At 36.5% G+C, this 26,304-nt stretch carries 28 protein-coding genes and 1 tRNA gene; 9 read left to right on the forward strand and 20 right to left on the reverse strand.

From position 1 onward, the window contains the following. Positions 1 to 21 precede the first annotated feature (21 nt). The 3 genes from ACTJIP_RS16910 to ACTJIP_RS16920 are packed head-to-tail and all read right to left on the reverse strand — an operon-like array spanning position 22 to position 3,024. Positions 22 to 1,104 (reverse strand): mannose-1-phosphate guanylyltransferase, encoded by a 1,083-nt coding sequence (locus ACTJIP_RS16910; RefSeq protein WP_228408576.1) that lies wholly within the window; start codon positions 1,102 to 1,104, stop codon positions 22 to 24. A 2-nt stretch (positions 1,105 to 1,106) separates the two neighbouring features. Further along, a complete protein-coding gene (locus ACTJIP_RS16915; protein WP_219072000.1) occupies positions 1,107 to 1,700 on the reverse strand; it encodes a SprT-like domain-containing protein in 594 nt (197 codons plus the stop codon). A gap of 1 nt (position 1,701) precedes the next feature. Next, entirely contained in the window at positions 1,702 to 3,024 is a 1,323-nt protein-coding gene (locus ACTJIP_RS16920) for a TolC family protein (protein WP_219071999.1), read from the reverse strand. Positions 3,025 to 3,202: 178 nt separating this feature from the next. Between ACTJIP_RS16920 and ACTJIP_RS16925 the strand changes: the two genes are divergently transcribed. The 3 genes from ACTJIP_RS16925 (at position 3,203) to ACTJIP_RS16935 (ending at position 5,803) form a co-directional block, all read left to right on the forward strand. Continuing rightward, complete coding sequence (locus ACTJIP_RS16925; protein ID WP_440704860.1) at positions 3,203 to 4,447, forward strand: bifunctional folylpolyglutamate synthase/dihydrofolate synthase; 1,245 nt, start codon at positions 3,203 to 3,205, stop codon at positions 4,445 to 4,447. Between the two features lie 42 nt (positions 4,448 to 4,489). Continuing rightward, positions 4,490 to 4,564: transfer RNA gene (locus tag ACTJIP_RS16930), tRNA-Val, on the forward strand. 117 nt (positions 4,565 to 4,681) lie between these two features. Continuing rightward, positions 4,682 to 5,803, forward strand: a complete 1,122-nt coding sequence (locus ACTJIP_RS16935; RefSeq protein WP_180564889.1) for a glycosyltransferase — start codon at positions 4,682 to 4,684, stop codon at positions 5,801 to 5,803. Here the strand turns inward: ACTJIP_RS16935 and ACTJIP_RS16940 are convergent. The 4 genes from ACTJIP_RS16940 to ACTJIP_RS16955 are packed head-to-tail and all read right to left on the reverse strand — an operon-like array spanning position 5,793 to position 8,552. Next, entirely contained in the window at positions 5,793 to 6,716 is a 924-nt protein-coding gene (locus tag ACTJIP_RS16940) for a glycosyltransferase family 9 protein (protein ID WP_428168403.1), read from the reverse strand. The genes ACTJIP_RS16935 and ACTJIP_RS16940 overlap by 11 nt on opposite strands. A gap of 50 nt (positions 6,717 to 6,766) precedes the next feature. Beyond that, a complete protein-coding gene (locus tag ACTJIP_RS16945; protein ID WP_047375924.1) occupies positions 6,767 to 7,186 on the reverse strand; it encodes a SufE family protein in 420 nt (139 codons plus the stop codon). Positions 7,187 to 7,233: 47 nt separating this feature from the next. Then, complete coding sequence (locus ACTJIP_RS16950) at positions 7,234 to 8,328, reverse strand: glycosyltransferase (RefSeq protein WP_077413260.1); 1,095 nt, start codon at positions 8,326 to 8,328, stop codon at positions 7,234 to 7,236. Next, a complete protein-coding gene (locus ACTJIP_RS16955; protein WP_077413259.1) occupies positions 8,328 to 8,552 on the reverse strand; it encodes a uroporphyrinogen decarboxylase in 225 nt (74 codons plus the stop codon). The genes ACTJIP_RS16950 and ACTJIP_RS16955 overlap by 1 nt, the downstream gene beginning before the upstream one ends. A 151-nt stretch (positions 8,553 to 8,703) precedes the next feature. Here ACTJIP_RS16955 and ACTJIP_RS16960 point away from each other — a divergent pair, with 151 nt between their 5' ends. Continuing rightward, positions 8,704 to 11,241 (forward strand): ATP-dependent Clp protease ATP-binding subunit, encoded by a 2,538-nt coding sequence (locus ACTJIP_RS16960; RefSeq protein WP_077413662.1) that lies wholly within the window; start codon positions 8,704 to 8,706, stop codon positions 11,239 to 11,241. A 213-nt stretch (positions 11,242 to 11,454) separates the two neighbouring features. Here the strand turns inward: ACTJIP_RS16960 and ACTJIP_RS16965 are convergent, their stop codons facing one another. After that, the gene (locus ACTJIP_RS16965; RefSeq protein ID WP_440704861.1) at positions 11,455 to 11,982 is read right to left on the reverse strand and encodes a hypothetical protein; all 528 of its coding nucleotides are present in this window, start codon (positions 11,980 to 11,982) and stop codon (positions 11,455 to 11,457) included. Between the two features lie 191 nt (positions 11,983 to 12,173). Between ACTJIP_RS16965 and mnmA the strand changes: the two genes are divergently transcribed. After that, positions 12,174 to 13,361, forward strand: a complete 1,188-nt coding sequence (mnmA, locus tag ACTJIP_RS16970; protein ID WP_077413257.1) for a tRNA 2-thiouridine(34) synthase MnmA — start codon at positions 12,174 to 12,176, stop codon at positions 13,359 to 13,361. Positions 13,362 to 13,483: 122 nt separating this feature from the next. Continuing rightward, positions 13,484 to 13,684, forward strand: coding sequence for a hypothetical protein (locus tag ACTJIP_RS16975; protein ID WP_077413256.1), 201 nt, complete (start codon positions 13,484 to 13,486; stop codon positions 13,682 to 13,684). A gap of 70 nt (positions 13,685 to 13,754) precedes the next feature. Here ACTJIP_RS16975 and ACTJIP_RS16980 read toward each other — a convergent pair whose 3' ends face one another. Next, positions 13,755 to 14,105 carry a hypothetical protein gene (locus ACTJIP_RS16980; protein ID WP_440704862.1) on the reverse strand — a complete coding sequence of 117 codons (351 nt, stop codon included), beginning with the start codon at positions 14,103 to 14,105 and terminating at the stop codon, positions 13,755 to 13,757. 12 nt (positions 14,106 to 14,117) lie between these two features. Then, positions 14,118 to 14,855: a glycine-rich domain-containing protein gene (locus ACTJIP_RS16985; RefSeq protein WP_440704863.1), complete on the reverse strand. Its 738-nt coding sequence runs from the start codon at positions 14,853 to 14,855 to the stop codon at positions 14,118 to 14,120. 138 nt (positions 14,856 to 14,993) lie between these two features. Here ACTJIP_RS16985 and ACTJIP_RS16990 point away from each other — a divergent pair, with 138 nt between their 5' ends. From ACTJIP_RS16990 to ACTJIP_RS17000, 3 genes are all read left to right on the forward strand, one after another. After that, positions 14,994 to 15,890: a hypothetical protein gene (locus tag ACTJIP_RS16990; RefSeq protein ID WP_077413253.1), complete on the forward strand. Its 897-nt coding sequence runs from the start codon at positions 14,994 to 14,996 to the stop codon at positions 15,888 to 15,890. A gap of 91 nt (positions 15,891 to 15,981) precedes the next feature. Then, entirely contained in the window at positions 15,982 to 16,179 is a 198-nt protein-coding gene (locus ACTJIP_RS16995) for a hypothetical protein (protein WP_077413252.1), read from the forward strand. Positions 16,180 to 16,343: 164 nt separating this feature from the next. Continuing rightward, positions 16,344 to 17,570: a DUF6051 family protein gene (locus ACTJIP_RS17000; protein WP_180564883.1), complete on the forward strand. Its 1,227-nt coding sequence runs from the start codon at positions 16,344 to 16,346 to the stop codon at positions 17,568 to 17,570. Positions 17,571 to 17,678: 108 nt separating this feature from the next. Here ACTJIP_RS17000 and ACTJIP_RS17005 read toward each other — a convergent pair whose 3' ends face one another. The 10 genes from ACTJIP_RS17005 to ACTJIP_RS17050 form a co-directional block, all read right to left on the reverse strand. Further along, positions 17,679 to 18,422 (reverse strand): LytR/AlgR family response regulator transcription factor, encoded by a 744-nt coding sequence (locus ACTJIP_RS17005; protein WP_077413250.1) that lies wholly within the window; start codon positions 18,420 to 18,422, stop codon positions 17,679 to 17,681. 60 nt (positions 18,423 to 18,482) lie between these two features. Continuing rightward, a complete protein-coding gene (locus tag ACTJIP_RS17010; RefSeq protein ID WP_077413249.1) occupies positions 18,483 to 18,758 on the reverse strand; it encodes a 2TM domain-containing protein in 276 nt (91 codons plus the stop codon). Between the two features lie 30 nt (positions 18,759 to 18,788). Beyond that, positions 18,789 to 19,085 carry a 2TM domain-containing protein gene (locus ACTJIP_RS17015; RefSeq protein ID WP_047380084.1) on the reverse strand — a complete coding sequence of 99 codons (297 nt, stop codon included), beginning with the start codon at positions 19,083 to 19,085 and terminating at the stop codon, positions 18,789 to 18,791. 125 nt (positions 19,086 to 19,210) lie between these two features. Continuing rightward, on the reverse strand, positions 19,211 to 19,780 hold the full coding sequence (locus tag ACTJIP_RS17020) for a methyltransferase family protein (protein WP_440704864.1): 570 nt from the start codon (positions 19,778 to 19,780) through the stop codon (positions 19,211 to 19,213). A 51-nt stretch (positions 19,781 to 19,831) separates the two neighbouring features. Then, complete coding sequence (locus ACTJIP_RS17025; protein ID WP_077413247.1) at positions 19,832 to 20,137, reverse strand: 2TM domain-containing protein; 306 nt, start codon at positions 20,135 to 20,137, stop codon at positions 19,832 to 19,834. Positions 20,138 to 20,141: 4 nt separating this feature from the next. Then, entirely contained in the window at positions 20,142 to 21,455 is a 1,314-nt protein-coding gene (locus ACTJIP_RS17030) for a 2TM domain-containing protein (protein ID WP_077413246.1), read from the reverse strand. 141 nt (positions 21,456 to 21,596) lie between these two features. Further along, positions 21,597 to 22,256 carry a hypothetical protein gene (locus ACTJIP_RS17035; RefSeq protein WP_077413245.1) on the reverse strand — a complete coding sequence of 220 codons (660 nt, stop codon included), beginning with the start codon at positions 22,254 to 22,256 and terminating at the stop codon, positions 21,597 to 21,599. Between the two features lie 50 nt (positions 22,257 to 22,306). Then, entirely contained in the window at positions 22,307 to 24,553 is a 2,247-nt protein-coding gene (locus ACTJIP_RS17040) for a TonB-dependent receptor (RefSeq protein ID WP_077413244.1), read from the reverse strand. A gap of 93 nt (positions 24,554 to 24,646) precedes the next feature. Next, on the reverse strand, positions 24,647 to 25,549 hold the full coding sequence (locus tag ACTJIP_RS17045; RefSeq protein WP_440704865.1) for an AraC family transcriptional regulator: 903 nt from the start codon (positions 25,547 to 25,549) through the stop codon (positions 24,647 to 24,649). Between the two features lie 89 nt (positions 25,550 to 25,638). Then, on the reverse strand, positions 25,639 to 26,286 hold the full coding sequence (locus tag ACTJIP_RS17050; protein ID WP_180564880.1) for a 4'-phosphopantetheinyl transferase family protein: 648 nt from the start codon (positions 26,284 to 26,286) through the stop codon (positions 25,639 to 25,641). Between the last annotated feature and the right edge of the window lie 18 nt (positions 26,287 to 26,304).

Consider the following 26,304-nt stretch of genomic DNA (forward strand, 5'->3'; position numbering starts at 1 on the left):
CAGCAGAAAATATACCAAATATTACATAAACTTATCTCCTTTCTTAAAGTTTTTTAAGTCAAGGACATAATCCTTTATAAGCTGGTCGTTATCTCGCGGGCAGATAAGAAGTGCTTTATCGGTATCTACAACAATGTAGTTTTCAAGGCCGTCAATGATTACCGCCTTATTATTATTTCTCAGACGGATAATGTTTCCTTTTGAATTATAGGAAAGTAAATGCTTTAATTTCACAGCATTTCCGTCTTTATCTTTTTCTGTATTTTCGTAAACAGATGTCCATGTTCCCAGATCACTCCATCCCAAATCCGATGGAATCACATATACATTTTTTGCTTTTTCTAAAATTCCGTTATCAATTGAGATTTTCTGAACTTTTGGATAAATGGTTTCAATACAGCTATTTTCCTTTTCTGAATTGTATTCACAAGCCATAAAATGCTGCATCATCTCAGGAAGATAAAGATCAAAAGCATGGTGAATACTTTTTACGTTCCATATAAAAATACCTGCATTCCAAAGGAAATCACCACTCTCTAAGAAGCTTTGGGCAATTTCAAGGATCGGTTTTTCTGTGAATGTTTTGACTTTAAAATAATCAGAACCCTTCTTTTCTACAAATTGAATGTAGCCGTAGCCTGTATCAGGCCTTGTTGGAGTAATCCCTAATGTTACCAGATAATCATGTTTTGAAGCCACCTCAAATGCCAGCTCCACTTTTTCCAAAAATACATCCTCTTTAAGGATCAGATGATCCGCCGGAAGCACAATCATTGTTGCATCCGGATTGATCTCAGCAATCTTGTTGGCCATATACAGGTTACATGCAGCTGTATTTTTCATAAGCGGTTCACCCACAATGTTTTCTTCAGGAATCTCCGGAAGCTGCTGATGGGAAAGAGCCACATACTCTTTATTCGTAATCACGAATATTTGCTCTTTAGGAATTACCTTGCTGATTCTGTCATAGGTCTGCTGAATCATAGTGCGTCCGGTTCCTAAAATATCCTGAAACTGTTTTGGAAATTTCTGCGTGCTCATGGGCCAGAACCGGCTTCCGATTCCCCCCGCCATTATAACGCAGTATCTATCTGATTTTAACATTCTTAGCTACATTTTTCTACCCTCGCTAAAGGCTTGAAAGAATACTTCCTTCCAGTAGCCAGGTTCTTACAAAGATAGTTTTTTTTAACTAGACCTTCTAATAAATACTTTTCGTTGCGGTATATAAAAAATTCACCCTTCTGAAGTTGTTCAATAAAATGAAGAGTATCATCTTGTTTCTCAGTATGAAAATATCTTACCAGATCCGGGCTGGCCATGAAATTGGCCTTTGGGGATTTTGAAAATTTTACAATGATAGGCTTTAGTTCTTCATCATAAATTTCAAGGCTTTCGAGGAGCATATTTCTGAAAGTTTCTTTCCATTCGTTACCGTGAGGAGAGATTTTTCTTCCATATTTTTCAAACGCAATCAGGTGCGCGAGCTCATGGGTCAATACAAAGAAAAAAAGCTGCGGGGTAAGCGTAGAGTTTACCGTTATTTCATGGGAATTGTCCGGAAGCTTTCTGTAATCTCCCAGCTTTGAATTTCTGTTTCTAGTAACCTTTATGTGTATATAGTGATCTGAAAACCAGATCCTTAAATATTTAAGAGTATTGTTTTTAGGTAAATATTTTTCTAATGATTGAATTGGCATTTTACAAACTTAATGGAATTCCTGCATAGAAGTTCAATAGTTTAAGACTAAAAAGATAATTATATTTTGCCTGTGCTACTGATCCCTGTGCATTTGCATAATTATTTCTTGCGACATTGACATCATAAATGGTTGTTCTTCCTGCAGCATAACTTTTGTCTGCAAAATCAAGAGCCAGTTTGGAACTTTTTTCGGCTTCCACAGCTGCCAGGTAATTTTCATAATTGGCGTCTGCATCAAACTGAGCTTTCTGTACATTCTGTCTTACGGTCTGTTTCTGCTGCTCAAGTGTATTTTTAGCAAGACTTTCGTTAACCTTAGATTGTTCTACCTGTAATTTTGTTTTTCCTTTATTGAAAATAGGGATATTAAGTGATAGCCCTACATTTTGTCCAAACTGATCTTTATATTGTTCAAAAAAATTCCCCTGCACAGTACCTGGCATAGGATCAAACTGCCTGTTATAGAAAGTGTTAAGACCAGCGCTTGCTGTTAATGTAGGCCAGAATGCTGTTTTGCTTACTTCAGTTTGTGCTTCGGCAGATCTTATACGGCTTTCCGCTGCTTTTATCTGAGGTTGTATCTCATATGCAGTTGCAAGCACATCATCTGCGGTAGTAAGTTGTAAATCAAGTTTTTCCGGAATATTCACATCTTCCACATCAAAACCCTTATAATCTGACAGTTGTAAAAGCTGAGCGATGGCAAACAAAGCACGTCCAACATTTACTTCTGCTGTTTTAAGGTTTTGTTTTTCTCTTGCCAGTGCTGCTTCAGCCTCTGCCAGAACCGTCTGGGCAGTTGTTCCAACCTGAGTTGTGATTTTAGCTCTGTCAAACTGCTTCTGAGCATTCCCCACAGCACTCTGAGAGATTTTAACAATTTCTTTATTCAACAAAGTGGTTAGATATTGTTGAGCAATCTGAAGAGAAATATCATTTTTAATGGTTTCAATGTCATATTGGCTTGCTTCTACATCAAACTGAGCTTTTCGAACATTCTTCTCTAATCTCCTATTATTATAAACCAAGATATCGGCTCCCAGGCCAACACTGTTATTGAATCTATCGTTTCTAAAGCTTCCGGCTCCTAATGATCCTTGTCCGAAACTCACCCCAGTCGTCATACTCCCTGTTACCGAAGGCAAATATTCTTTTTGAGCTGCTTTAAGATTGTATTCCTGGTTTTGTTTGTTATACTGATTTTGGATAACCTGAAGATTATGCTCCACTGCATAGCTTACACATTCTTTTAAGGACCATTTCTTCTGAGCACTTAAACCCAGATAACCTAATCCAAAAACGATGATCCAAACTTTTTTCATATTATGTAGATGTTTATTTGTTTTTAATGGCATATGGAATCGTGTCACCTGCATTGTAATTTGTAAATCACAGCGATTTCATATTAAGATTTTTCAATATTAGACGAATTAAATATAAAAAAGTTACAGATTGAAAAATTATATTTTTTTTTAAAAAAACTTTTGGGAATTTTGCACCATGACAAATGAACAATATCAGGAAGCTATTGACTGGCTTTTCGTGCAGATGCCCAACTATCAGATAGATGGGCAGAAGGCTTATAAACCCGGACTTGACAATATTACAAAGCTTTGTGCTTTCTTTGAAAATCCTCAAGATAAAATCAAATGTATCCACGTTGGAGGTACCAATGGAAAAGGTTCTTCAAGCAATATGCTGGCATCTGTCCTTCAGGAAGCTGGTTATAAAACCGGGTTATACAATTCTCCTCACCTGATAGACTTTACAGAACGCATCAAGGTTAACGGAAAAAACTGTAATAAAAAATTTGTCTTTGAGTTTATTCAAAAGCTAAGGGCTCTTCCGGAAGATATCCGCCCTTCTTTCTTTGAATTTACCACTATCATGGCTTTTGAATATTTTTATCAGCAACAGGTAGATTTTGCCATTATTGAAGTTGGATTGGGAGGAAGACTGGATTCAACAAACATTATTAAACCACTGATCTCTGCAATTACGAATGTTCAGCTGGATCATCAGAATATTTTGGGAGATACCATTGAAGAAATTGCCACTGAGAAAGCGGGAATTATTAAAAGTAATATCCCGATTATTTCAGGTGATGAGAATGAAACAGTCAAAAATATCATCCAGGAAAAAGCGATTAAAGAAAATGCTCCCCTTATAGACGCCACTCTTATTAATACAAACCTTGAATCTGATTTGAAAGGAAATTATCAGAAGAAAAATATCAGAGTTGTATTGGCTGCGGTAGAGGAATTAAGAAAACTGGAGGTTCCTATTTCCTACAAAGATCTTGAAAACGGACTGCTCCATGTTCATCAGAACACAGGATTCATTGGCCGTTGGTTTGAGTTTTCAAAAAATCCGCTTACAATTTGTGATACGGGACACAACCAGGCAGGTTTGGAATATGTTTTTTCGCAATTAAATTCAATTGACCGTCACAAGCATATTATTTTGGGGTTTGTGAATGACAAAAAAATAGATGATGTGATGAAATTACTTCCTGGAAATTCTGAGTTCTATTTTGCAAAACCATCTGTCAACAGGGGAAGACATCCAGAAGATTATGAAAATCTGCTTCAGGAGGCGAAAATTTTTTATAAAATTTTTGATTCTGTACAGGAAGCGTATCTTGCTGCAAAAGAACAATGTACAAATGAAGAAATGATTTTTATCGGGGGAAGTAACTTTGTTGTGGGAGATTTTTTAGAAAAAAATTTGGAGATTTCCGAATAAGTCGTATATTTGCACCACTCTAAACGAGGAAACAAGTTATAGGGGCTCTTAGCTCAGTTGGTTCAGAGCATCTGGTTTACACCCAGAGGGTCGGGGGTTCGAATCCCTCAGGGCCCACAAAAATCTCTCAAGAAATTGGGAGATTTTTTATTTTTATACCTAAGCTATTTTAGAGTTTCCTCACCACTTTTCCTTATATTTATTTACCTTTGCCTGCATTTGAATTTGCTTGACGTGAAGGAACTCCATATCATATCATTCAACTATCCCTACCCTCCTTCTTATGGCGGCATCATTGATGTGTATTACAAGATCAAGGCTTTATCTGATCTGGGGATAAAAATTCACCTTCATTGTTTTGTAGACAAAATTCCTGTAAAGATTGATCCGGAAATAGGAGGAATCACAGAAAGCGTATTTTTTTATGAAAAGAAAAAGAATTTTCTTCTTTATTTCTCAAAAACGCCTTTCGCGGCCGCAATAAGAGATTCTGAAGCTCTCCTTAAAAATCTGGAAAAGATCAAAGCTCCAATATTGTTTGAAGGCCTGCAGACAACGCATATTATCAAGTTTCTGAAAAACAGTCGTCATAAACTGTATCTTCGCCACCACAACAACGAAACAGCGTATTATAAAGGACTTTCATTATCAGAAAAAAACATCCTCAAAAAGATTGTTTACAGCATTGAATCTTTAAAATATAAAGGATACCAGGAAAAGCTTTTAAAGAAGTTTGAAACTGTATTCTGCCTGTCTGAAAAAGAATATAATGAAGTGAATATTTATTCGGGAAATGCACAATTGATCCATATTTTCCATGGCAATCAATCGGTAAAGCAACTGGATAAAAAAGGAAATTATTTTCTTTTCCATGGAGATCTCACTACTGCTGATAATAAAAAAGCACTGATTGAGACTATTGATTTATTCAAAACTCTTCCACAGTATAAACTGATTGTTGCCTCCGATCGTGCCAATGAAGATATTAAAAAAAGGATGTCAGCGGTTGAAAATATCACCCTCACTCCTATCCTGACGACAGAAAACCTTCACCATCTCCTGGAAAATGCCCATGCCAACATTCTGATTTCTTACCAGAATTCAGGAACCAAGGTGAAGCTTTTCAACACCCTTTACAATAGTCGTTTTGTGATTATTAATGGAAATATTACAGATAACCCTGCTTTGAAGGATTTATGCCTGTATGGGGCTGATATGGCTGAAATTCGCCAACAGATTATCAGCTCTGCCGAAAAAGATTATAATGATACTGAAAAAAGAAAGCAAATCTTAGAAAAAACACATTCGGACCATACTAAAGCCGAAGAGATGGTAAAGATTATTTTTAAAAATTAACCCTATCTATCACTTTCTGAATATTGAATTCCTCAAGACAAGCCCAGTCTCCTCTGTAACATTCTTTATCTCCAAAAACAGAACATGGTCTGCAGGTGAGATCTTTTACCTGAACAACATCTTCTTCACTCTGCCCGAATCCTAAAAATCCTGCATAGGGATGAGTAGCACCCCAAATAGAAACACATCTTGTTCCTACAAGACTCGCAAGATGCATATTCGCAGAATCCATGGATATCATCAGTTCCAGCCCGGCAATATGATTGAGTTCTTCGGTAAGATTTAATTTTCCGGAAAGATTTTTGGTATTGGGAATCTCACTTTCCCATCTGTCAAGGGTTTCGGTTTCTTTTTTACCTCCACCAAAGAAATACACCGTATGTTTCTGAGCCAGAATTCTGACCAGTTCATAGGATTTTTCCAGAGGAAGCATCTTTCCTTTGTGTTGGGCAAAAGGGGCAAAACCAATTCCTGATTGATGCTCCGAAGTAGGTCTGAGCTGATGTGAAAGCTCAACTTTGAATCCCATTTTACGGAATACATCAGCATAACGTTCCACGGTTTTCCTCAGCTGCACTTTCTCAAGATTCCAGACATCTGTAAGGTGTTCTTTCTCCTCTTTACCCTTATCTATTTTGAAAACTTTAAGTCCTTTTCTTCTATATATCCTGTCTAAAACCTTGGTCCGGATTACATCATGAAGATTGGCAATACAGTCAGGATTAAACTCCCGGATCAGTTCATTGCTCAGTTTCCTCAATCCAAAGAGACCTTTATAGTCATCAAGATCAATTCCTTTAAAAGTTACATTGGGAACTCCCGCAAACAACGCTTCGAAATTCTTCCTGGACACCATAATAATTTCCACACCGGGGTTCTGCTCCAGAAATTCTCTGAAAACAGGTACGGTCATCGCAACATCTCCGAATGCGGAAAAACGATATGCTAAAATTTTTGTCACGGCTATGATTTCAGTTGATAAGCAACTGCATAAAACTTGATCTGTTTGGTCATTGCCATCAATCCGTTGGCTCTGGATGGCGAAAGAAATTCCTGTAACCCTATTTCTGCAATAAAATCAAAATCAGAATCCAGAATTTCCTGAGTGGAATGCCCACTATAAATACTTACTAAAAGAGAAACGATTCCTTTGGGTAAAATACCGTCAGAATCTGCATTAAAGAAAAGTTTCCCATCTTTAAATTCGGCATCAATCCAAACTTTACTCTGGCAGCCTTTAATCAGATTTTCTTCTGTCTTTCTTTCTTCCGGCAGGCCTTTCAGTTCTTTTCCAAGATCAATGATGTACTCGTACTTTTGCTCCCAATCGTCCAGAAAAGCGAATTCGTCTATTATTTCCTGCTGTTTTTCTTTAATGGTCATTTTTAATCAAATTTCTTTTGCAAAGATAACCAATTTTGTAAAATTTATTACCGGGATGCTTTTTCAAAAAGCTGAAGAATTTTTGTTTCTTCGTTCTCCCAGCAAAATACATCTGCAGCTTTGTTCAATTCGCCCTGATAGTACAGTCTTCCTCTTTCAAGAACCAGATTAATTGCTTTTTCAATCGTTTCAGGCTGATGATCTGTAATGATCTCTCCTACATTAAACTGATTTTTTATACGCTGCATTTCCGGGAAATTAATCATAACAAGCGGCACTCTGGACTGGATATAGTCACAAACTTTATTGGGAAGTGAGTAATAATAACTAACTCCGTTATTCTCTTCAAGACTAAATCCTACATCTGCTGTTTTTGTAATTTCTCTGAGATTTTCCGGTTTCAGTTTACCCAGGAAAAAGATTTTGTCCTGCAGTTTTTCCTGAATGACAAGTTCTTCATATTCTTTTTTCTTCGGTCCGTCACCAGCAATTTTCAGAACAGCATCTTTAATATGATGCATGGCGGCAATCATTTTTTCAATTCCTCTGGATTGATTAATCGCTCCCTGATACAGAATAATTTTAGGATGGTTTTCAGGAATTTCAGGGGCAGAAAGAATTTTTCTCGGGATATTTCTGACAACTACCGGGTTTACCTTATATTTTTCGTGAAACCACTCAGCATAGTTTTCACTTTCTGTCATCATAAATTTCACATGAGGAACCAGCTTTCTTTCCAGCACTCTCCAGAATTTTTGTGAAAACCTGTTTTGTACTGATGGCATTTCCGTGAAAATTTCATGGCTGTCAAAGACCAATGGAATATTGAGTTTTTTGGCAATGAGATAATTTGGCAGAAGCGCATCAATGTCATTGGCATGAAGGATAGTATCTTTGTCTGCTTTTTTCTTAAGCTCATGGTATAATTTCCAGTTGAACTCAAAATAAGCTGTCTTTAGGCTTTTTGACGTCAGTCCTATTCTTGAAAAAGGATAAGGACGTTCCATTGTCTCATTTCCTTCCCAATCGTTTCCGATCAATTCAATGGGATATCCGTTGTCAAAAAGGGTTTTGCATACCTTTTCTATTCGCTGATCGGTATACAAACTGCTAAAGGCAGATACTAGTATTTTTTTCTTCATCACTTTTTCTTGTCTAATATTAAATAATAGATCTGAATGAAACAAATGAGCCCGTTTGGAATGATAACCGGCCAAAGCATTCCATTGAAGATACCATAAATGACAAAACAAATACAGCCGATCATATTGACTACCCTAATTTTTCTTACATCTTTCAGTATGAAACTCAATACGATAAAAAGAGATGCAGAATAGCCGATGTAGGTGGTAATTTCAGTATTCATGGGGGAAATTTAAGGATAACAAACTTAATCATTTTCAATAAGATAATAAAATTTTTTCTGCCATAAAGTCATTAATTGATTTTTGGTAAAATATTTGTAATTTAGATAATGAATAAAAGGTAATGTTGCCTTTGTTCTAATGAGATATATTATGGATTATAAGTTTTCACAAGGTTTGAGCCAGGTGTTCAAACAAAGCAAAAGCGAAGCTAAAAGGCTGAAAAGTGAATTTCTTAATACAGAACATCTACTTTTAGGTATTATAAAAACGGAAAACTCTGCAAAAGAAATCCTTCAAAACCTTAATGCGGATTTAACACAAATCAGAAGAAAAATTGAAACTTTAAATACAGCAAGTCTAAATCCTATTTCTGAAGAGGTTACCAATATTTCTTTCACCAAGATGGCAGACCATGCCATTAAACGTGCAGAGCTAGAATGCCGTCAATATAAAAGCAATGAAATTAATACCGTTCACCTGCTTTTAGGTATTCTTTATAAATATGAGGATCCTACTTCAAATATCCTGGGAGCTTATGACATAGACTATGAGGGAGTTTCAAGAGAATACCAGACTATGCTTAAAAATTCAGGCCAGTCTCCACAGATGAGTGCTTATGATGACGATGATGAAAGAGAAGAATTTGAGCAAATGAGAAAGCCTACAGGAAATCTAGGTTCTGCAAAAAGTAAAACACCTACATTGGATAACTTTGGTAGAGACCTTACTTCTTTGGCCAGGGATGGAAAGCTAGACCCGGTAATCGGCCGTGAAAAAGAAATTGAGAGAGTTTCTCAGATCTTATCCCGTAGAAAGAAAAACAATCCTCTTCTTATTGGAGAGCCGGGAGTTGGTAAATCTGCTATTGCTGAAGGTTTAGCATTAAGAATTCAACAGAAAAAAGTGTCAAGAGTTCTTTACGGAAAACGTGTGATCACTTTAGACCTGGCAAGTTTAGTTGCCGGAACTAAATACCGTGGTCAGTTTGAAGAAAGAATGAAGGCCATCATGACGGAACTGGAAAAAAACAGAGATGTCATCTTATTTATTGATGAGCTTCATACGATTGTAGGAGCGGGAAGTTCTACAGGAAGTTTAGATGCTTCCAATATGTTCAAACCGGCTTTGGCAAGAGGAGAAATTCAATGCATCGGGGCTACGACTCTGGATGAATATCGTCAGTATATTGAAAAAGACGGTGCTTTAGAAAGAAGATTCCAGAAAGTAATGGTGGAGCCTACTTCTATTGATGAAACCATTCAGATTCTGAACCAGATTAAGGATAAGTATGAAGAACACCACAATGTAATTTATACGCCTGAAGCAATTAATGCCTGTGTCAATCTGACAGCAAGATATATTACAGACCGTTTCTTACCGGACAAAGCGATTGATGCAATGGACGAAGCTGGGTCAAGAGTTTACATCAAGAACATGAAAGTTCCTACAGAGATCATTGATTTTGAAAAGAAAATTGAAGATATCAAAGAACTGAAGCAGAAAGCTGTAAAAGCTCAGGATTATCTTGAGGCAAGAAAGCTTAAAGATGAAGAGGAAAGACTTCAGATGGAACTGAATGCTGCTCAGGAAAAATGGGATAAAGATGTAAAAGAGAAAAAAGAAACCGTGAGTGAGGAAAGTGTAGCGGAAGTGGTTTCTATGATGAGTGGAGTTCCTGTAACGAAAGTTGGCAAGAACGAGCTTGATAAGCTTGCCCAGATGGATGAAAAACTGAACGGAAAAGTAATCGGTCAGGAAGATGCTGTGAAAAAAGTTGTGAAAGCAATTCAAAGAAACAGAGCTGGTCTTAAAGATCCAAACCGTCCTATCGGTACATTTATTTTCCTTGGAACAACCGGGGTTGGTAAAACCGAGCTGGCTAAAGTAATGGCGAGAGAACTGTTTGAATCTGACGAATCTTTGATCAGAATTGACATGAGTGAATACATGGAGAAATTCGCAGTTTCAAGATTGGTGGGTGCGCCTCCGGGATACGTAGGATATGAAGAAGGTGGTCAGCTGACTGAAGCGGTAAGAAGAAAACCTTATGCTGTGGTTCTTTTGGATGAGATTGAAAAAGCTCACCCGGATGTATTCAATATTCTGTTACAGATCCTTGATGAAGGTCACGTTACAGACAGCTTAGGGAGAAAAATCGACTTCAGAAATACGATTATCATTCTTACTTCCAATATCGGAACCAGAGATCTTAAAGACTTTGGAGATGGTGTAGGATTCGGAACTTCAGCTAAAAAGACAAGCTCAGATACAAGAGCGAGAAGTACCATTGAAAGTGCTCTTAAGAAAGCATTTGCTCCTGAATTCTTAAACAGAATTGATGACATTGTGATCTTCAACTCTCTTGTTCAGGATGATATCAAGAAGATTATTGATATTGAATTGAACAAATTGTATGGCAGACTTGAAAAATTAGGATATAAAGTTGACTTAACTGAAGATGCTAAAAACTTCATTTCTGAAAAAGGATGGGATAAAGATTTCGGTGCAAGACCATTGAAACGAGCAATCCAGAAATATATTGAAGACTTATTGGCAGAAATGTTGGTAAACAAGCAATTGAATGAAGGAGAAACCGTAGTTCTTGACCTTAATGATGCTAAAGACGGACTGATTGGAAAAACGCAGAAAGCGAAAAAATCAGCTGCTGAGAAGTCTTCTCAATCATAATTGAATAAATAATTTAATTTCAAATAGAAAAGCCCCGGGAAATTTTCCGGGGCTTTTCGTTTTATAAGTTTTACGTTAAAACCAATTATATTGAGTATTGTATTGAACTCCAAATATCTTTGTGCCTTAACATTATGAGGTTTGGCTGAAGCCGAATGAATTTTGTTCTTTGATTAAACGGGCTAAAGCCCGTTCCTATTGATAAACCAGGCATTAAAGCCCTACTACAAAACCGATATTCGGGATCAGACCGCTTGAAAACACACTGGAATTCTGCTTCCAGAGTACATTATACATCAATCCAATCTGCATAAAAGAATTATTCCCGATTCTTTGCATATATCCTCCTCCAAGATACAATGCATTTTCTTCTGTATTGTATTTATAATCATAGTATTTATCTTTATAGTCAACAAAATAATGCTGATAGTTTGCTCCCACATAAAATGATCTGGCAAAATAGTAATTGACAAATGGCCCTACCCCAAACATGGTAGATTTATAAGAATTGGAAGTCTGCCAGGATACACTTCCCACAACACCTGCCTCAAGATCATCCGTAAGCCTGTAACCTACTCTTGGTGAAGCAGACAGATTAAAAGCACTATTACTCCCGAATCCTAATCCGATTCCCCCTCCAAAAGTCCATTTGCTGTTTTCCTGCACCGGAGTTCCTACTGAAACCTGGGAAAACACTGACCCCGAGATGATCAGCATCATTGAAATAATAATTTTTTTCATATGTAGATATATTTTGTTTTGATGATATTGTATACTCCCATCACTTGTTATAGTACGGTATAATGGCAAATACGATTAATATCGTTTTTATCAATGTTTAAAATTATGGTTTTTTTACGAATTTATTTAGTTGTATTTTTGCCGCATCAAACTAAGAACTCCCGTTAAGAGTTTCGTAAAATTGAAATATAATGAAAATAGTAGTAGGCCTCTCCGGAGGTGTAGATTCTAGTGTTACAGCGTATTTGCTGCAACAGCAAGGCCATGAAGTGGTGGCTTTGTTTATGAGAAACTGGAACGATGCTTCCGTAACTCTGGAAGATGAATGTCCCTGGATTGAGGACAGTAATGATGCCCTTATGGTGGCACAAAAGCTTGGAATTCCTTTCCAGGTGATAGACATGAGTGAACTTTACAAGGAACGTATCGTTGACTATATGTTTGCAGAATATGAAAAAGGAAGAACTCCCAACCCGGATGTATTATGTAACAGAGAAGTAAAATTCGATGTTTTCATGAAGACCGCAATGTCATTGGGGGCAGATAAGGTGGCAACCGGACATTATGCAAGAGTAAACTCTACTTTTGACGAAAACGGAAAAGAAATTTTCCACCTTCTTGCCGGAAAAGACAACAATAAAGATCAGTCTTATTTCCTTTGCCAGCTAAGCCAGGATCAACTTTCAAAAGCGTTGTTCCCTATCGGAGAACTTACAAAACCTCAGGTAAGAGAAATCGCAAAGGAGATCGGGTTGGTAACAGCAGATAAAAAGGATTCCCAGGGATTATGTTTTATCGGGAAGGTGAGCCTTCCACAGTTTTTACAGCAGCAATTGAAGCCCAATGAAGGGGAAATTGTAGAAATTTTCAAAGATTCACCTTTATTTTCGGAAGAAAAACCAGAATTCGCTTCTAAAGAAGAAGAACTTGAGTTTTTATCCAGAAAAATCAACTATAAAAAGTCTGACGGAAAAGTAATCGGGAAACATCAGGGAGCCCAGTTTTTCACCATCGGACAAAGCCGGGGCCTTGGAATAGGCGGGCACAAGGAAAGCTGTTTTATTATCTCCAGAGAGATGGAAAACAATATCATTTTCGTGGGAGAAGGAAGCCATTTCCCTGGTCTTCACAAAAAAGCATTGAAAATAGATAATTCTGAACTGCACTGGGTACGTGAGGATATGAAACTTCAGAGTGGAGAATCTATGGAAGTAATGGCCAGATTCCGATACAGACAGGCTTTGCAGAAAGCAACTCTGTATCAGTTTGAAAATGCATTATATATTGAGTTTGATGAACTTCAGTCTGCCATTGCGGAAGGACAGTTTGCTGCATGGTATATTGATGATGAACTTATCGGAAGCGGTGTGATTGCGTAAAGGATGATGAGTTCAGGGTTGAGAATATATAAGTTTGTTTTTTGAAGAAATAATTTTAAAGTTTTCTGTAACGTTTTTTAAGTTGTCTTACTTACTGAGTAAATAACAATAAAAAAATTACTATGAAAACAACTACAAAAAACCAGTATGCTTATGTAAACAATATCCTGATCTCAGTTGTATCTGCGGTTTTCGGTTACAATCTTTATCAGGCAATTGTACATCCTGAGAATTCAAATATCGGAATCAGCCTTATTTTAGTGGTGATCACTTCCATTATGGTTAGAAAATATGGCTACCAGCCCATAAAAGAAAAAAAGTAAGAGATTTGATCTCTATACCTTATTATAAAGCCCGGAACAGTTCTGTTTCGGGTTTGTTTTTATGAAACAATTACTTTGTTTTCTTGTTGACGTGGCTCATGATAAGAAACACTGCCACAATACATTCCAGGATTAAAATCATAACGAGAAATCCAACGGGTTTTCCCAGCATGATTCCTCTTACCAGTTTTATAATTCCCAGTAAAAAAATGAAGCCTGTAAAATAAAATGTAGTCTCCGAAATGGTTTCTCTCAAGGAGTTTAAAATAAAAACTGAAGCATAGAATCCGAGAACCAGAATGAGATAAAACTTCAGAAAATCCGGCCCTTTAAGAATAATGGGATTCAATGTCTGACATGCTGTCATAAGCCACATAAAGCTTACTCCAACAGAAACTGAGTGAATGGTTAGTTTTTTCATATTGATTATTTTTTATCCTCCACATCCCCCACAACCACCACAGCCTCCGCCACAACCACCTCCTCCGCTGCAGCTCGATCCTCCGCAGCTTCCACCTCCTCCTCCATCATTGCTTTGCTTATCCTTTCTATTAGGATCGGGAATTTCACCATCTCCTATGATTGAGGTTATTGTTCCCAAAATAAAAATAATGGCAAAAATCACTGCCGTGACCAACAATCCGGTGAAGCCTCCTCCTTCTGTACAGGAAAACAGCAGCAATAAAATAAAAATTGGAGAAAAAAAGGCCATCTTTTTCATCCAGCGTCTTACTTTAGATTCTTTCTTTTTCCCTTTCCATATTTCTTCGGGTGCTTCCTGCTGAAATATGTTCCTGTAGCCGGACATCGTATCTTCAAACCAATTCTCATGTTTCATTCTTTCTGTGTTTCCTCCTTTAGAAGGATGATGGTGAAGCGGTCTTTTTAAAATATTCGGACAGAATTCTTCCCAATAATTCTGGGTGTAGATCAGATGCATATGCCATACTTTATCCACTATTTCGCTGGGAGAGGCCCCGTTGGGAAGAATACAGCAGAGATAGACAAACTTTTTATATTCTTCTATCGCTTTTTTTGCAAAATCAAGGCTCCAGCTTTCTTCTTTTGCCAGTTTTTTTGAAAAAGGGAAAGCAACGCCGGGAGCATCCAGCGAAAATCCCTGTATCCGGTTCCAGAGAGATTCATCTTTTAATAACATTCTTGTTTCCATTGTTTTAAATTTTGTTTTCTATTCAAATATCAATGGATTTTAAAATATAAAAATCTCTCAAAAGTCTTTTTTGGCTTGATAAAAATCTTAAATTAGTCTTATAAAACTAAAACGAATCTGACCATAAAAAATAAACAGATGAAAAAGGAAGATATACTGCATCTTGAAAAACTGATGAATTTCTTAAGCCGCCATTTTTTAAAGAAAAACCATTGGGAAGACGTTACCAAAACCGAATGGTCCTACATCAGCGCAGAACTGAATGAGCTCATTATCAATGATCATTCAGAGAAAGAAATTAAAAAAGAACCAGATCTTCTGGGGACTAATTACCTGTATGAACACCTGATTATCAATAAACTGAAAAAATTCAGGCAAAATGAAAATGCTGTTCTGAGCAGACCGAACCTTGCAAAACTGAGTCTAATTGTCAAAGTTCTGGGTTACTCCAATTATATAGACTTCATCAATTCCACTACAGAGTCTTTCAACTTTAATGATCTCAGGATTGAGATGAATAATGTAAATCTGAATACCGCTCTTCTGGACCGCCTGGTAGGCTGCTGGTACTCTTATAACAGAAATCTTCCTGACAATCCTTTAATGGCAAAAGAAGACCGTATATGGCGCTCTGCGATGGAAATTTATAAATCGGAGACAACCGGAGAATATTTTATTGAAAGAAGCGGTGGTGACCAGCATAAGTATTTTGGTAAGGTAACAGCTTATTCCGACTATGTTTTTATCATTATGAACAGCAACACTTTTATCCGCCAGCGGCATTTTATTTCAAGAATTAAAGATATTAAAGAAAAACTTAAGAATCCTGACTATAAACTCCACGAAATCCACTTTATAAGTACCTGTATCAGTTTCAATCAGGAGCCGATAGCCTTGTTTGAAATCTTCAGAAAAGCAGACAGAAAAAACTTTATTTCCGACTCTATCAGCTTTCCCATTGACAGCGATGAAATTCCGGAATCCATCCTTAAACAGCTTGAAGACACTGAATCTAACAGGATTGATTACAGATAGTTATGTAATTATTGATTATTATTTTGAAAATTGTTGTAACGTATTTTGAATTGTCATACTTACTGGATAAATAACAATAAAAAACATCATTATGAAAACAACAATTAAAAACCAATATGCATCCGCTAACAATGCTCTTATCTTTTTTGTCTCAATACTTGTAGGCTACAATATCTACCAGGAAATCTTTCACCCTGAAAAAGCAGATCTTATCTTGTGCATTGTCATGATCATCTTTACAGCTGCTACCATCCAGGAAAACGGAAAAAAAGCGGAAGCAAAAGAGTAAACATCCTTATCAATTTATATATCTACTGCCCCGGAATAAGACTGTTCCGGGGTTTATTTTTTCTCCTATGCCTAGAATACATTTAACTCTTAAAAATCAACATATTATAGCAATAATTCTCTAAATTGATAGTTCTAAATATGAATCCCTTCAATTGTCGTACTATGGAATATTATGAATTGTATGAAGTTTTGAAAAGTCATTTTGATTCCGGAAAAGACAGGGTTGAAATAAAGGAATTAAATGTAACTATTGAGGCTGTTCCTTTTGAATCGAAGGTTTCTGATCTGCTTTATGGTTCGGAACATCAACATTGCATCACCCACCAGCAATTACTGGAAATCAGTGAAAAAGGGTATCTTTTTTATGGTCAGCCTGCAGTGGACATCAAGGATTTCGATATTGAATGCAATAAAAGGTTTACATATTATATACTGAAGAGAGCGGATATAGAAACCGTCAAAGGGTGTATTTTTTTCTTCCATGGCCTGAATGAAAAGAAATGGGACAAATATCTGCCATGGGCATATGAACTGGCCCAGAGAACACAGAAAGCCGTTATTCTGTTTCCTATTGCTTTTCATATGGATCGTGCAGAACCTATCTGGAGTGACCGTCATCACATGATGGAAGTGGTTCGTTTCAGGAGGAAAAAATATCCGGAAAATATGAATTTCTCCTATGTGAATGCTGCGATAAGCTCAAGGCTGGAAGCACATCCTCAAAGAATATTCTGGTCCGGCCTGCAGACTTATTCTGATATTACTGAAGTAGTAAAAGAGATTAAAAACAATAAAATAAAAGGGATTTCCCCAGAAGCAGATCTGGATTTATTTGGATATTCTATTGGATCTTTTCTTTCAATGATCATTAAAATGGCAGATCCGAACCATTACTTTACCCGGTCTAAAGTTTTCTGTTTTTGTGGAGGAATGACTATTGACAGGATGTTTCCGATATCCAAATACATCATGGATACTCAGGCTACTATTAAAATGCAGTCTGTCTTCACAGAGCTGCTGAGTTCTGATTTTAAATCAGATACCCGTTTGAAACATTATCAGAATGAAGAACTTCATCCGCAGGAAAGCTGGTTCAAAAAAATGCTTCGCTACAATTATTTTCAAAGGGAAAGAGAAGAAAGAATTCATGAAATTCAGTCCCAGATAAAAGCGTATGTCCTGGAAAAAGATAGTGTTGCCCCTCCAATAGAAGCGTTGAATACTTTACGTGGAGGCTACAGGAACATCAATGTAGAAGTAGAAATCAAAGATTTCCCGTATGAGTATTCCCATATGGTTCCGTTTCCTCTTGCTCATAAGCATAAGAAAGAAGTCACGGAAGCCTTTCACCAGTTTGTACAATCTGCCAGTAACTTTTATAACTCCTGACAATTCCTGTTTTCAGGCATAAAAGAGGGAAAGGAACAGTTTAAAAATCAATAATATAAGATCCATGGTGTTTGTTTTTGTATGATGAGGAAATTTCTTCCTTTTTTATCAACTGACCAGCCAATCTTTGAAGTCTTTGACGCGGTCTCTGCTTACTGTAATTTCTTCTTCAGGCTGAAACTCCATATCCACTTTATAGTAAGGTGATGTATGGATATTTTTAATATAATCTGAGCTTACAATAAACTGTCTGTTTACTCTGAAAAATTTTTTCTCATCCAGAACATCTTCCAGCTCATCAAGTGTAAAATCTGATGGATAGATACGGTCTTCTGTCTGAAGATAAACGATTTTATTCTCACTAAAAAAACAGCTTATTTCCTGAGTCTGGATGATTTTAAGGTTATACCCGATTTTTACCAGAACTCTGGACAGTGTAGATTTCTCTTTTCTAATCAGCTGTTTGATATCCTGAGAACCATTCGTGTCATTGGCAGGAATAAAGGATTTAAACTTCTCTACTGCGCCTTCCAGATCTTCATCAAGAATAGGTTTTAAAAGATAATCAATACTGTTCAGCTTAAAAGCTTTCAGTGTATACTGATCAAAAGCCGTGGTATAGATGATGAATCCTTTCGTTGGAATTTTTTCAAAGATATCAAAGGACAGTCCGTCACCTAAAACAATATCAGAAAAGATCAGCTGCGGATGTTCGTTTTCAGAAAACCAGACAACTCCTTCTTCTACTGATTCTATTTTCGCAACGATCTCTATTTCAGGAAAATTACTCAGCATACGTTCTAATTTCCTTGAAGCAGGTTTTTCATCTTCTATAATGACAGTTTTGATCATTGAGCTTTAATTTTAGTTTTTAGATTTTAGGAAATAAAGTTAGATAAAAGCGGGCATATTTTAATATTTTATTGGCTTTTTCTCCTTCTCAAGCTCTTTTTCAATCATATTTCTTTCCCATTCAGAATCAAAAAGAAACAGTTTTACGGCTTTAATGAGAATAATAAATCCCCAGATCCCAAGGATAGTATATCGGTCAAACAATCGAAAATTAATAATCTTTTCGCCAAAAATATCATCCGGAATGATAAGAGCAGCAAAGATTGCAAATATAAAAATGCTTTTATAGAATTTTCTGATGTTGTTCGTTCTTGTGCTTGCAGTTTCGTAATTCATGATCGTGTAAGTTTTTAGTTATGATTATTGTTAGAATGTTTTTATTTTTCCTTTTTCCTCTTTCTCCATCAGTTCTTTTATCTTTCTTTCTTCCCAGCTTTTTCCAATTCCGAATACATTTATTGCATGAAACGCAATTCCTATTCCCCAGCCCAGCGCCGGCCATAAAAACCACAGGTATCCGGGAGCGGTCATAAGATTCAGTATTGCCAGAAATGGAATAACAATACAATAAGAAGTAAGATTTCCATAAAATTCTTTTAATTCTTTCACTCTTCTGGATGCTTTTCTGTAAGCAATGGTCTCTTTATTTGGTAAAATTTCCATAATGTTTTGTTTTAAAAGGTTAATTTGTTTTTTTCTTGAATCAAAGGTAGTTCAGGAAAAGGGGTCAAATCAATTTTATATTACCGAATGGTAGATTATGCTATCCGAATCGTAAAAACGGGTAATTAATAGATAAACGGGATCAGCTTCTTTGTACTTTTTCTGTATTCAATATATTCATCACCGAACTGCTCTACCAAAGCCTGTTCTTCGATCTTAATCCTGTAGGCGAAGGCTAAAAACGGAGGTACAAAAGCAAAGACTAAAGACAGCCAGTTATTCAAATACAAACCAAGACCAAGAGAGGTTAGCAGGGAAAAGGCATAAGAAGGATGTCTCAGATATTTATAAAACCCTTCTTTTTTGATTTTATGATCCTGTCTGATGGTAACATCTACGGTAAAATATTTTCCCAAGGATCTGATGATCATATATCTGAAAATAATTCCGGTAAGAATGAGGAGTTCTCCCAGATAAAGAATCCAAATTCCTGCAGCAATCGTAAAATGAGTGTTATAAGATATGAATATCGAACTCATTATAGAAAAAGGAATGGCAAGCCATAGAATATTCAATGTTGATTTATCTTTGTTCTTTTGATCTTCTTTACCGGATTTCAACATGTTTTTGTAAAGAAATTCTGTAAGAAACCAGGTGGCCATTGAAATGTAGAATAGCGTTGACAAAGTGTTCATCTTTAATGCGTTTTTAAAATTAAAAGTGTTTGAGTAAAAAAGGAAATTCCTTTAATGATTTTTCTGCTTATCCATCAGTTCTTTAATCTTATGGTCTTCCCATTTCCTGATAAAATTAATACGGGGTAAAAAAACCGTAACAGCGTGTGCTGCAACTCCTATTCCCCAGAAAGTGGCTGTAAAAAAGTTTTTAAACTGAAAATAACTTTCACCGGGTTTCAGGTTCATACAGTTGTATACAACGATCATAGCATTCACTGCGATATAAGCGAATAAATGTCCGTAAAATCCACGTAACCGTTCTACCTCTCTTCTGGCACGTTGGTATTCAATATCATTTTCGTCAAATCTTTCCATCGTTTTATTTTTTTTGTTTGTTCATAATTTCACGAATCTTCTTTTCCTGCCATGATTCTCCTACTCCAAACACCTGAAAGGCATGGGAAGCAACCCCAATTCCCCACCCCAGTACCGGAAACCAAAACCACTGATTTCTGCTGCTGGTGTAAAGATTGATAAAGATTAAAAAGGAACATACAGTGCAGTAAGAAATAAGATTCATATAAAAGCTTTTCATTTCTTTTACTCTCTTCTGTGCACGCTTGTACGCAGCAGAATCATCTTCAGGTTTTGCACTGGAAACTTGCGGTTTATTCAAAAGCATCGGAAGTTTTACTTTAAAATGATCCTCTGACTTTTCTATGAATACATTTCGATCGGTAAGCAGAGAATAACGCTGTACAATATTGGCAAGACCAATTCCCGAACTTTCTTTGATCTGCTCTCTTACCTGTAAGTTATTTTCAATACAAAGTATATTTCCCGCTGAAAAAATTCTTATCATCAAAGGTTTTGATGACGTAGCGAAATTATGTTTGATACAGTTTTCCAGCAGCAGCTGTAAAGACAGCGGAACAACATATTTCTGGTAATCTTCCCGGGCAACTTCAAAAGTAAAATCTACACTGTCTTCAAATCTTGTTTTCAAAAGGTCACAATATGTTCTGGCAAATTCTATTTCATCTTCCACCGTTACAAGCTCTTTATCTTTCTGTTCAAGTACATAACGGTAAATCTTTGACATTGAAGCGGTAAACTTCTGAGCTTGGCGCGGATTCTCATCAATCAGTGAGCTTAAAACATTCAGAGAATTGAAAAGGAAATGAGGATCCAGCTGATTTTTTAAACTTTCAAACTGAGCGTTTGCTGATTTCGCGATTAGCTTCTGCTCTACTACTTCTTTTCTGGAAGTCTTTTTCAGCTCTTCCATAAAGCTTTTAGCATGAAGAAAGGCAGAGATCAAAAGAGCAATATTGATCATAAACCAATTCGTTACCCCATACTTTGAAGAAAAAAACTCTTGTATGGTAGCCGTTTTCTGAATCACCACATAGTTCATATAATTACAGAAATAGACCAGAATAAAGTTCCCGATGATAATGGAAACAATACTTAAAACCGCTCTCGTTCGGGTAGCTTCCGACCATGGGAATTTTCTGTTGAGAAATTCATTGATAAATCCGTTTCCAAACCCCAGTACAAAGGAATACATGGTTGAAAGAAGCAGCGTGATCAGAAAAGAATTCAAAGTCTTTTCATCATTAAAAAACAAAAAGAAAAATAATGTGGTTCCTAATGACGTCCAAAGTAATATGGTAAAGTATTTCCGTTTCATGATCTGTTTTCTTGACTCAAAATTAGTTTTTATTAAAGGTATCAAAAATTAATTCTTACCGAAGGGCTGATTTTCTTCCCTGAACGGTATAAAAAAACCTTCACGAATGAAGGTTAATTTATAAGTAAAGCAAAGAATGTATTATTTCGCTTTTTCTGCCGGAAGGCTTAGAAAATAATCAGCTTCACCTCTTCCCCAGTTAGGATCTAATGCCGTTTTAGGTTTGTAGGTCTTAAATTTTGCCTGTGCATCTTTGAACATTTCCAGTCCTTTGGTTTTGCTTCCTCCGTACTGCTCAGGAGTAAAATAAACGTCTTCTGCTTTGATAAGAGCAATTCTTGGATTTGCAGGCTCTAATTTTTCTGCAATATTAAGTTCTTCAGCAGCTCTGGCTCCGTCTGTCATATAACGCTGTGCCGGATTTACCATCATTCTCAGTGAGTAGGACATTTTTCTCAGCAAGTGAATTTCTGCATTATCTGCTCCGGCAAGATTCTGTGCCATTGACAGTTGTTTCTCGGCCTGATCTGCAATAGCATCCAGTTCCTGCATTTTTCCGTCTCTCATCAAGGTTCTTCCTTTCTGGATATAAGAAAATGCCGAATAGTACGCCGGAAGCCATTTTGTGCTTTCTTTACTTCCTATCCTCTGGAAATCATTGGCCAGAGTCTGGAAATCTTCCGATGTTTTACAGACTTCAATTCTTCCGATTTTTTCAGTCATTATTTTGTCGTAATCTGCCTGTGCAAAAGCTGTTAAGCTCACAAAAGCTAAAGCAAAGCTTAAAAGGTATTTTTTCATGATATCAAATTTTAAAAGTTAGTCTATTTGTTTGCCCTAAGGTATGTTTTTTATAAATTATTATTGATGGCATCATCCGTTTTATCTACTCCGAAACTTATAAATGCTCCAATGAACACAAAAGTATTGACTGGCGGAACGATTGCAGAACTTCTGGATCCGTCTGCAGAGAAATTATAGCCATATACATTCTTTGATCCTAAAATATTGCTGACACTCAATACGAACACCGGAAAAGCTTTCGCATCTTTTTTACCGATATTGGGTAGATAATTAATACTGAAATTCAAAGCATTATAATCTTTTAATCTCCCTTCATTTCTGGTATAATTAATTGCTTTCCCGTTCTCAAACGTAGAGGCAATATCATAATAAGGACGTCCTTTAGCATAGGTATACGATAAGTTTACTCCAAGCTTCCATTCCGGAATAAATCTTTTTGCCACTGCAGAAAGGGTGTGTTCCGCGGCAAAACTTGGCTGCAGGCTAACCGGATAATTAAGAAAATCTCTTTTAGAATTCAGGTATGAGTAGCTGATCCAATAATCAATATTCTCAAATGTTTTTTTATTGTCTCTCCAGAAAAATTCTACTCCTTTTGCATATCCGTATCCACTGTTGTTTAATGCGGATTGAGTCTGCTGATTCTGTTCTTTATCCTGATTAACATTAAATGTTTTAATCAATTGGTCATATTTTTTATAAAACGCTTCAAAACGTAATGTTCTTCCTTCCGAAGCTCTCTGAACCTGAAAAATATAATGCTGAGACTTCTGGAAACCAAGATTTGCAGGACCATTGATATATTTACTTTCCGGATTCTGATAAAAGAGACCATACGCTAAGGAAGTGGTCCAGTCTTTTGCCAGACGGTAAGCAATGGCAAAACGAGGGGCAATATTATTCTTCCCTAAAAAAGAAGAGTGCTCTGCTCTTACTCCTATTTTCGCTGACAATGCATTACTGAATCCCAGATCTGTTTCAAGAAAAGCAGAAGATATCAAATCCTTATAATATTTCTGCACCGCTTCAAAGTTCAGGTTTTCATCCGTATTATTCAACTCAAATCCTCCTCTCAGAGCGCTGATTTTGTTGATCTTTCTTTCAATAACTGCTTTGAAGTTAAAATAATTTCCGTCTGTAAGAAGCTGGCTTCTGTTGGATTCAATATCATTGGTTTCTGTAGAAAAATGAAGATCAGATCTGTTGTAAGAGTAAGAACCTCCTACATTCAGAAGGTATTTTCCAAATTTCTGTTTAAAGGAAAGATTATGAAATGTATTTTTACCGTTAAGCTTTACCAGACTGAAATCATATCCGGGTTCAAGGCTTTCCGATCTCACTCCCATTTTATTGGAATTAAACATCCCATAATATTTGAAAAAGCCCCCTGATTTTGTTTTAAATCTGAAATTCAGATCTCCGTTAAGACCCTGTGGTGCTTCAACAAAATCTGTATTAAAATTAAAGACTTTCTGCATCAGACTTAAAATAGAATATCCTGCTGTAGCGCCGTAGGAATAGTTTTTATTGTCTCCAAGCTTCTGAAATCCGGCACTCAGGAAAATAGGTGAAACACCTAAGCTGTAAGAACTTTCATCCGGAAGATCAACACTTTCCAGCATCAAAGCTCCTGAAAGAGCCTGTCCGTATAATGCAGAATATCCGCCGCTTGAAAATATATTCCCTTTGAAAAGTGAGGTATTGAACTGATCTCTTCCTGCAATTCCCGGAACAGAATTTGAAAAATAATTATTGATAAGACTTCCATCCATAAAAATTTTAGATTCCGTTCCTGTACCACCTCTGATAAAAAGACCTTCTGTTCCACCTACTTTCTGCACTCCCGGAAGGTAGGTTAAAGCTGAAGAAATCTGCCCGTCAGCTCCTGCTGTGGTGTAAATATCTATTGGAGAAAGCAGTGCTGTTGCTCTTTTCTTATCACTTGCTTCAATGGATCCCGCAGAAACTACTACTGCATCAATCTCACTGATCTGTTCTTTAAGGTCAACAATCAAAGAAATTTCCTGATTTTCAATAGAAACTGTTCTTTCTATATTCTCATATTTCGGATGGGTGAATGTTATTTTATGCTCTCCTTTTTCTGAAGTTTCAAAAGAAAAATTACCTTGGGCATCTGTGGTTGTCCCGTCATAGGTATCTTTCAGAGTGACGTTTACTTCACTTACCCCTTTGTTTTTAAAGGAAACTTTTCCTGAGATCTTCACCTGCGAATATCCCATTATGGAAGCGATCAGGAAAATAAGAAGCAGTATGTTTTGTCCTTGCGTTTTCATTTTTATTGTTTTCTGGGTCAAAAATAGGATGAGAAATGCCTTCCCGTAAAAAAATTGTTACCGAAAGGCATTCTTTTGTTACCGAATGGGAAATTAATGAATCGGAATACAAAAATCAACGATCATTTTTCCTTCTGGATGTTCTTTAAAGTTGGAGTGATAGATTTCGTAAGGAAAGGTTTTTCTGGTGGTATACTTGTTTTCATTCATCCATAAAAACAAAGAAACCCAGCATTGCTCGAAGTCATCCAAAGTAACTTCGCCACTTCCTACAATGTATTTGCCCGCATCTAAAGTTTCGGCAAATACTTCGCCCTCCTGCTGCCTCAGTTTTTCATCCAGGAGCATGCAGGCATGAATTCTTACTTTGTCAAGAGGGGTAATCTTACAGCTGTCATGATATACAGCGATCATTTTCACATTTTCCCGCGGAAAAAGATTCTTCTTTATCGCCCAATCTATTAATACGTTGAAAGAAGATTCCACATTTGCAATTCCAAGGCTCATTACAGACGCCAGATTCATTTCCGGCATTTCTTTTACTTCGATTTTTAAATTCATGTTGGTCCAATTTAACAGGTTTTCAATATTGCAAATGTATTGGCTGAAAACCGTATCAATTTGTCCGTTCTTGCTATGTGTTTGTAAAATCTTGTGAAATTTTTCAGGAGCCGACCTGCGGAATTCTGTAGGGGGCACACCATAATATTTTTTGAATGTTTTGCAGAAAGCTGAGTGGTTTGAAAATCCAAGATTCCAGTAGATCTCTTTGATCTCCATATTTTTATGCATTGCCAGATGAAGGGCGCTTTTTTCTATTTTCTTCCTGATAATATAGCTCTGAAGAGTCTCTCCGGTGACAAGCTTAAATATTCTGTGGAAATGAAAAGGCGAATAAGCGCTTATCTCTGAAACTTTCTCCAGAGACAAATCCGAATCAATATGATTATCAATGTATTGAATTGTTTTTACAATTCGTTTTTTATATTCTTCCAATTCAAAGTTGTTAGTTTACAAAGATATTTTTCCGGGGCAGAATTCTGTTGTCTTTTATTGCTATAATAAAGATAAAGAACCCGCTTTTACTATAGGATATCTCCTTCAAAATGTTTGAAAAGAGGGACTACATTTTTAATTTTTGGATCTGAAGAAGCCATATAGCTATGATAGTCTTTGTGAATAAAAATCTCTTTTATAAAGAACTTCTCATCTTCAATAACACACTCCCCATTAGTTACTTCAAAAGAATCTAAGGGAAGTATCATCCCACCTCCATGTGCTTTTATAGCAGCTTCTTTTCTCGTCCAATAGGTGAAGAATCCTTTCATTTTATCCATGCCATCCTGAATTTCCTGCATCTCATTAGGAGTCATCTGAAATATAAAATCCCGGTAACTGACCTTCGGATCATTGTATTCTACATCTATTCCCAAAGGATATTCTGCAATGACACAGGCAACAAGGTCCTTGGAATGCGATATATTAAAATGAAGGTTATGTCCTTTCAAATAAGGCTTTTTGTTGGGAAGAATACCTATTTCCACCTCCGGAATATTATAAAAAGTTCTTAATCCATGCCGTAAAAGTAACTTCCCCAGCAAAGAAAGCTGTGCATCCTGCCATCTTCTGTATCTCAGAATATCTCTTTTCATATCATCAGAAAAAACAGGCAGATACCGGTCAAGAAGAGACTGGTGTTTTTCTTCGCTGATAAATGTATATAGAATAATCATTTTTTCTATTTCTTCCTT

This window comes from Chryseobacterium sp. 22543 (genome assembly GCF_052044565.1).
Classification (GTDB): domain Bacteria; phylum Bacteroidota; class Bacteroidia; order Flavobacteriales; family Weeksellaceae; genus Chryseobacterium.

Coding starts and splice junctions, on each gene's coding strand:
- ACTJIP_RS16955 (WP_077413259.1), bottom strand. CDS start 8,552: ATGAATACTGAAATTACCACCTACATCGGCTATTCTGCATCTCTTTTT.
- ACTJIP_RS17025 (WP_077413247.1), bottom strand. CDS start 20,137: ATGGAAAGATTTGACGAAAATGATATTGAATACCAACGTGCCAGAAGA.
- ACTJIP_RS17005 (WP_077413250.1), bottom strand. CDS start 18,422: ATGATCAAAACTGTCATTATAGAAGATGAAAAACCTGCTTCAAGGAAA.
- ACTJIP_RS16960 (WP_077413662.1), top strand. CDS start 8,704: ATGGATTATAAGTTTTCACAAGGTTTGAGCCAGGTGTTCAAACAAAGC.
- ACTJIP_RS17030 (WP_077413246.1), bottom strand. CDS start 21,455: ATGAAACGGAAATACTTTACCATATTACTTTGGACGTCATTAGGAACC.
- mnmA (WP_077413257.1), top strand. CDS start 12,174: ATGAAAATAGTAGTAGGCCTCTCCGGAGGTGTAGATTCTAGTGTTACA.
- ACTJIP_RS16920 (WP_219071999.1), bottom strand. CDS start 3,024: ATGAAAAAAGTTTGGATCATCGTTTTTGGATTAGGTTATCTGGGTTTA.
- ACTJIP_RS16965 (WP_440704861.1), bottom strand. CDS start 11,982: ATGAAAAAAATTATTATTTCAATGATGCTGATCATCTCGGGGTCAGTG.
- ACTJIP_RS17010 (WP_077413249.1), bottom strand. CDS start 18,758: ATGAATTACGAAACTGCAAGCACAAGAACGAACAACATCAGAAAATTC.
- ACTJIP_RS17040 (WP_077413244.1), bottom strand. CDS start 24,553: ATGAAAACGCAAGGACAAAACATACTGCTTCTTATTTTCCTGATCGCT.
- ACTJIP_RS17050 (WP_180564880.1), bottom strand. CDS start 26,286: ATGATTATTCTATATACATTTATCAGCGAAGAAAAACACCAGTCTCTT.
- ACTJIP_RS16915 (WP_219072000.1), bottom strand. CDS start 1,700: ATGCCAATTCAATCATTAGAAAAATATTTACCTAAAAACAATACTCTT.
- ACTJIP_RS16975 (WP_077413256.1), top strand. CDS start 13,484: ATGAAAACAACTACAAAAAACCAGTATGCTTATGTAAACAATATCCTG.
- ACTJIP_RS17015 (WP_047380084.1), bottom strand. CDS start 19,085: ATGGAAATTTTACCAAATAAAGAGACCATTGCTTACAGAAAAGCATCC.
- ACTJIP_RS16980 (WP_440704862.1), bottom strand. CDS start 14,105: ATGAAAAAACTAACCATTCACTCAGTTTCTGTTGGAGTAAGCTTTATG.
- ACTJIP_RS16925 (WP_440704860.1), top strand. CDS start 3,203: ATGACAAATGAACAATATCAGGAAGCTATTGACTGGCTTTTCGTGCAG.
- ACTJIP_RS16990 (WP_077413253.1), top strand. CDS start 14,994: ATGAAAAAGGAAGATATACTGCATCTTGAAAAACTGATGAATTTCTTA.
- ACTJIP_RS16950 (WP_077413260.1), bottom strand. CDS start 8,328: ATGAAGAAAAAAATACTAGTATCTGCCTTTAGCAGTTTGTATACCGAT.
- ACTJIP_RS17035 (WP_077413245.1), bottom strand. CDS start 22,256: ATGAAAAAATACCTTTTAAGCTTTGCTTTAGCTTTTGTGAGCTTAACA.
- ACTJIP_RS16995 (WP_077413252.1), top strand. CDS start 15,982: ATGAAAACAACAATTAAAAACCAATATGCATCCGCTAACAATGCTCTT.
- ACTJIP_RS16910 (WP_228408576.1), bottom strand. CDS start 1,104: ATGTTAAAATCAGATAGATACTGCGTTATAATGGCGGGGGGAATCGGA.
- ACTJIP_RS16940 (WP_428168403.1), bottom strand. CDS start 6,716: ATGACCGTACCTGTTTTCAGAGAATTTCTGGAGCAGAACCCCGGTGTG.
- ACTJIP_RS17020 (WP_440704864.1), bottom strand. CDS start 19,780: ATGAACACTTTGTCAACGCTATTCTACATTTCAATGGCCACCTGGTTT.
- ACTJIP_RS16945 (WP_047375924.1), bottom strand. CDS start 7,186: ATGACCATTAAAGAAAAACAGCAGGAAATAATAGACGAATTCGCTTTT.
- ACTJIP_RS16985 (WP_440704863.1), bottom strand. CDS start 14,855: ATGGAAACAAGAATGTTATTAAAAGATGAATCTCTCTGGAACCGGATA.
- ACTJIP_RS17000 (WP_180564883.1), top strand. CDS start 16,344: ATGGAATATTATGAATTGTATGAAGTTTTGAAAAGTCATTTTGATTCC.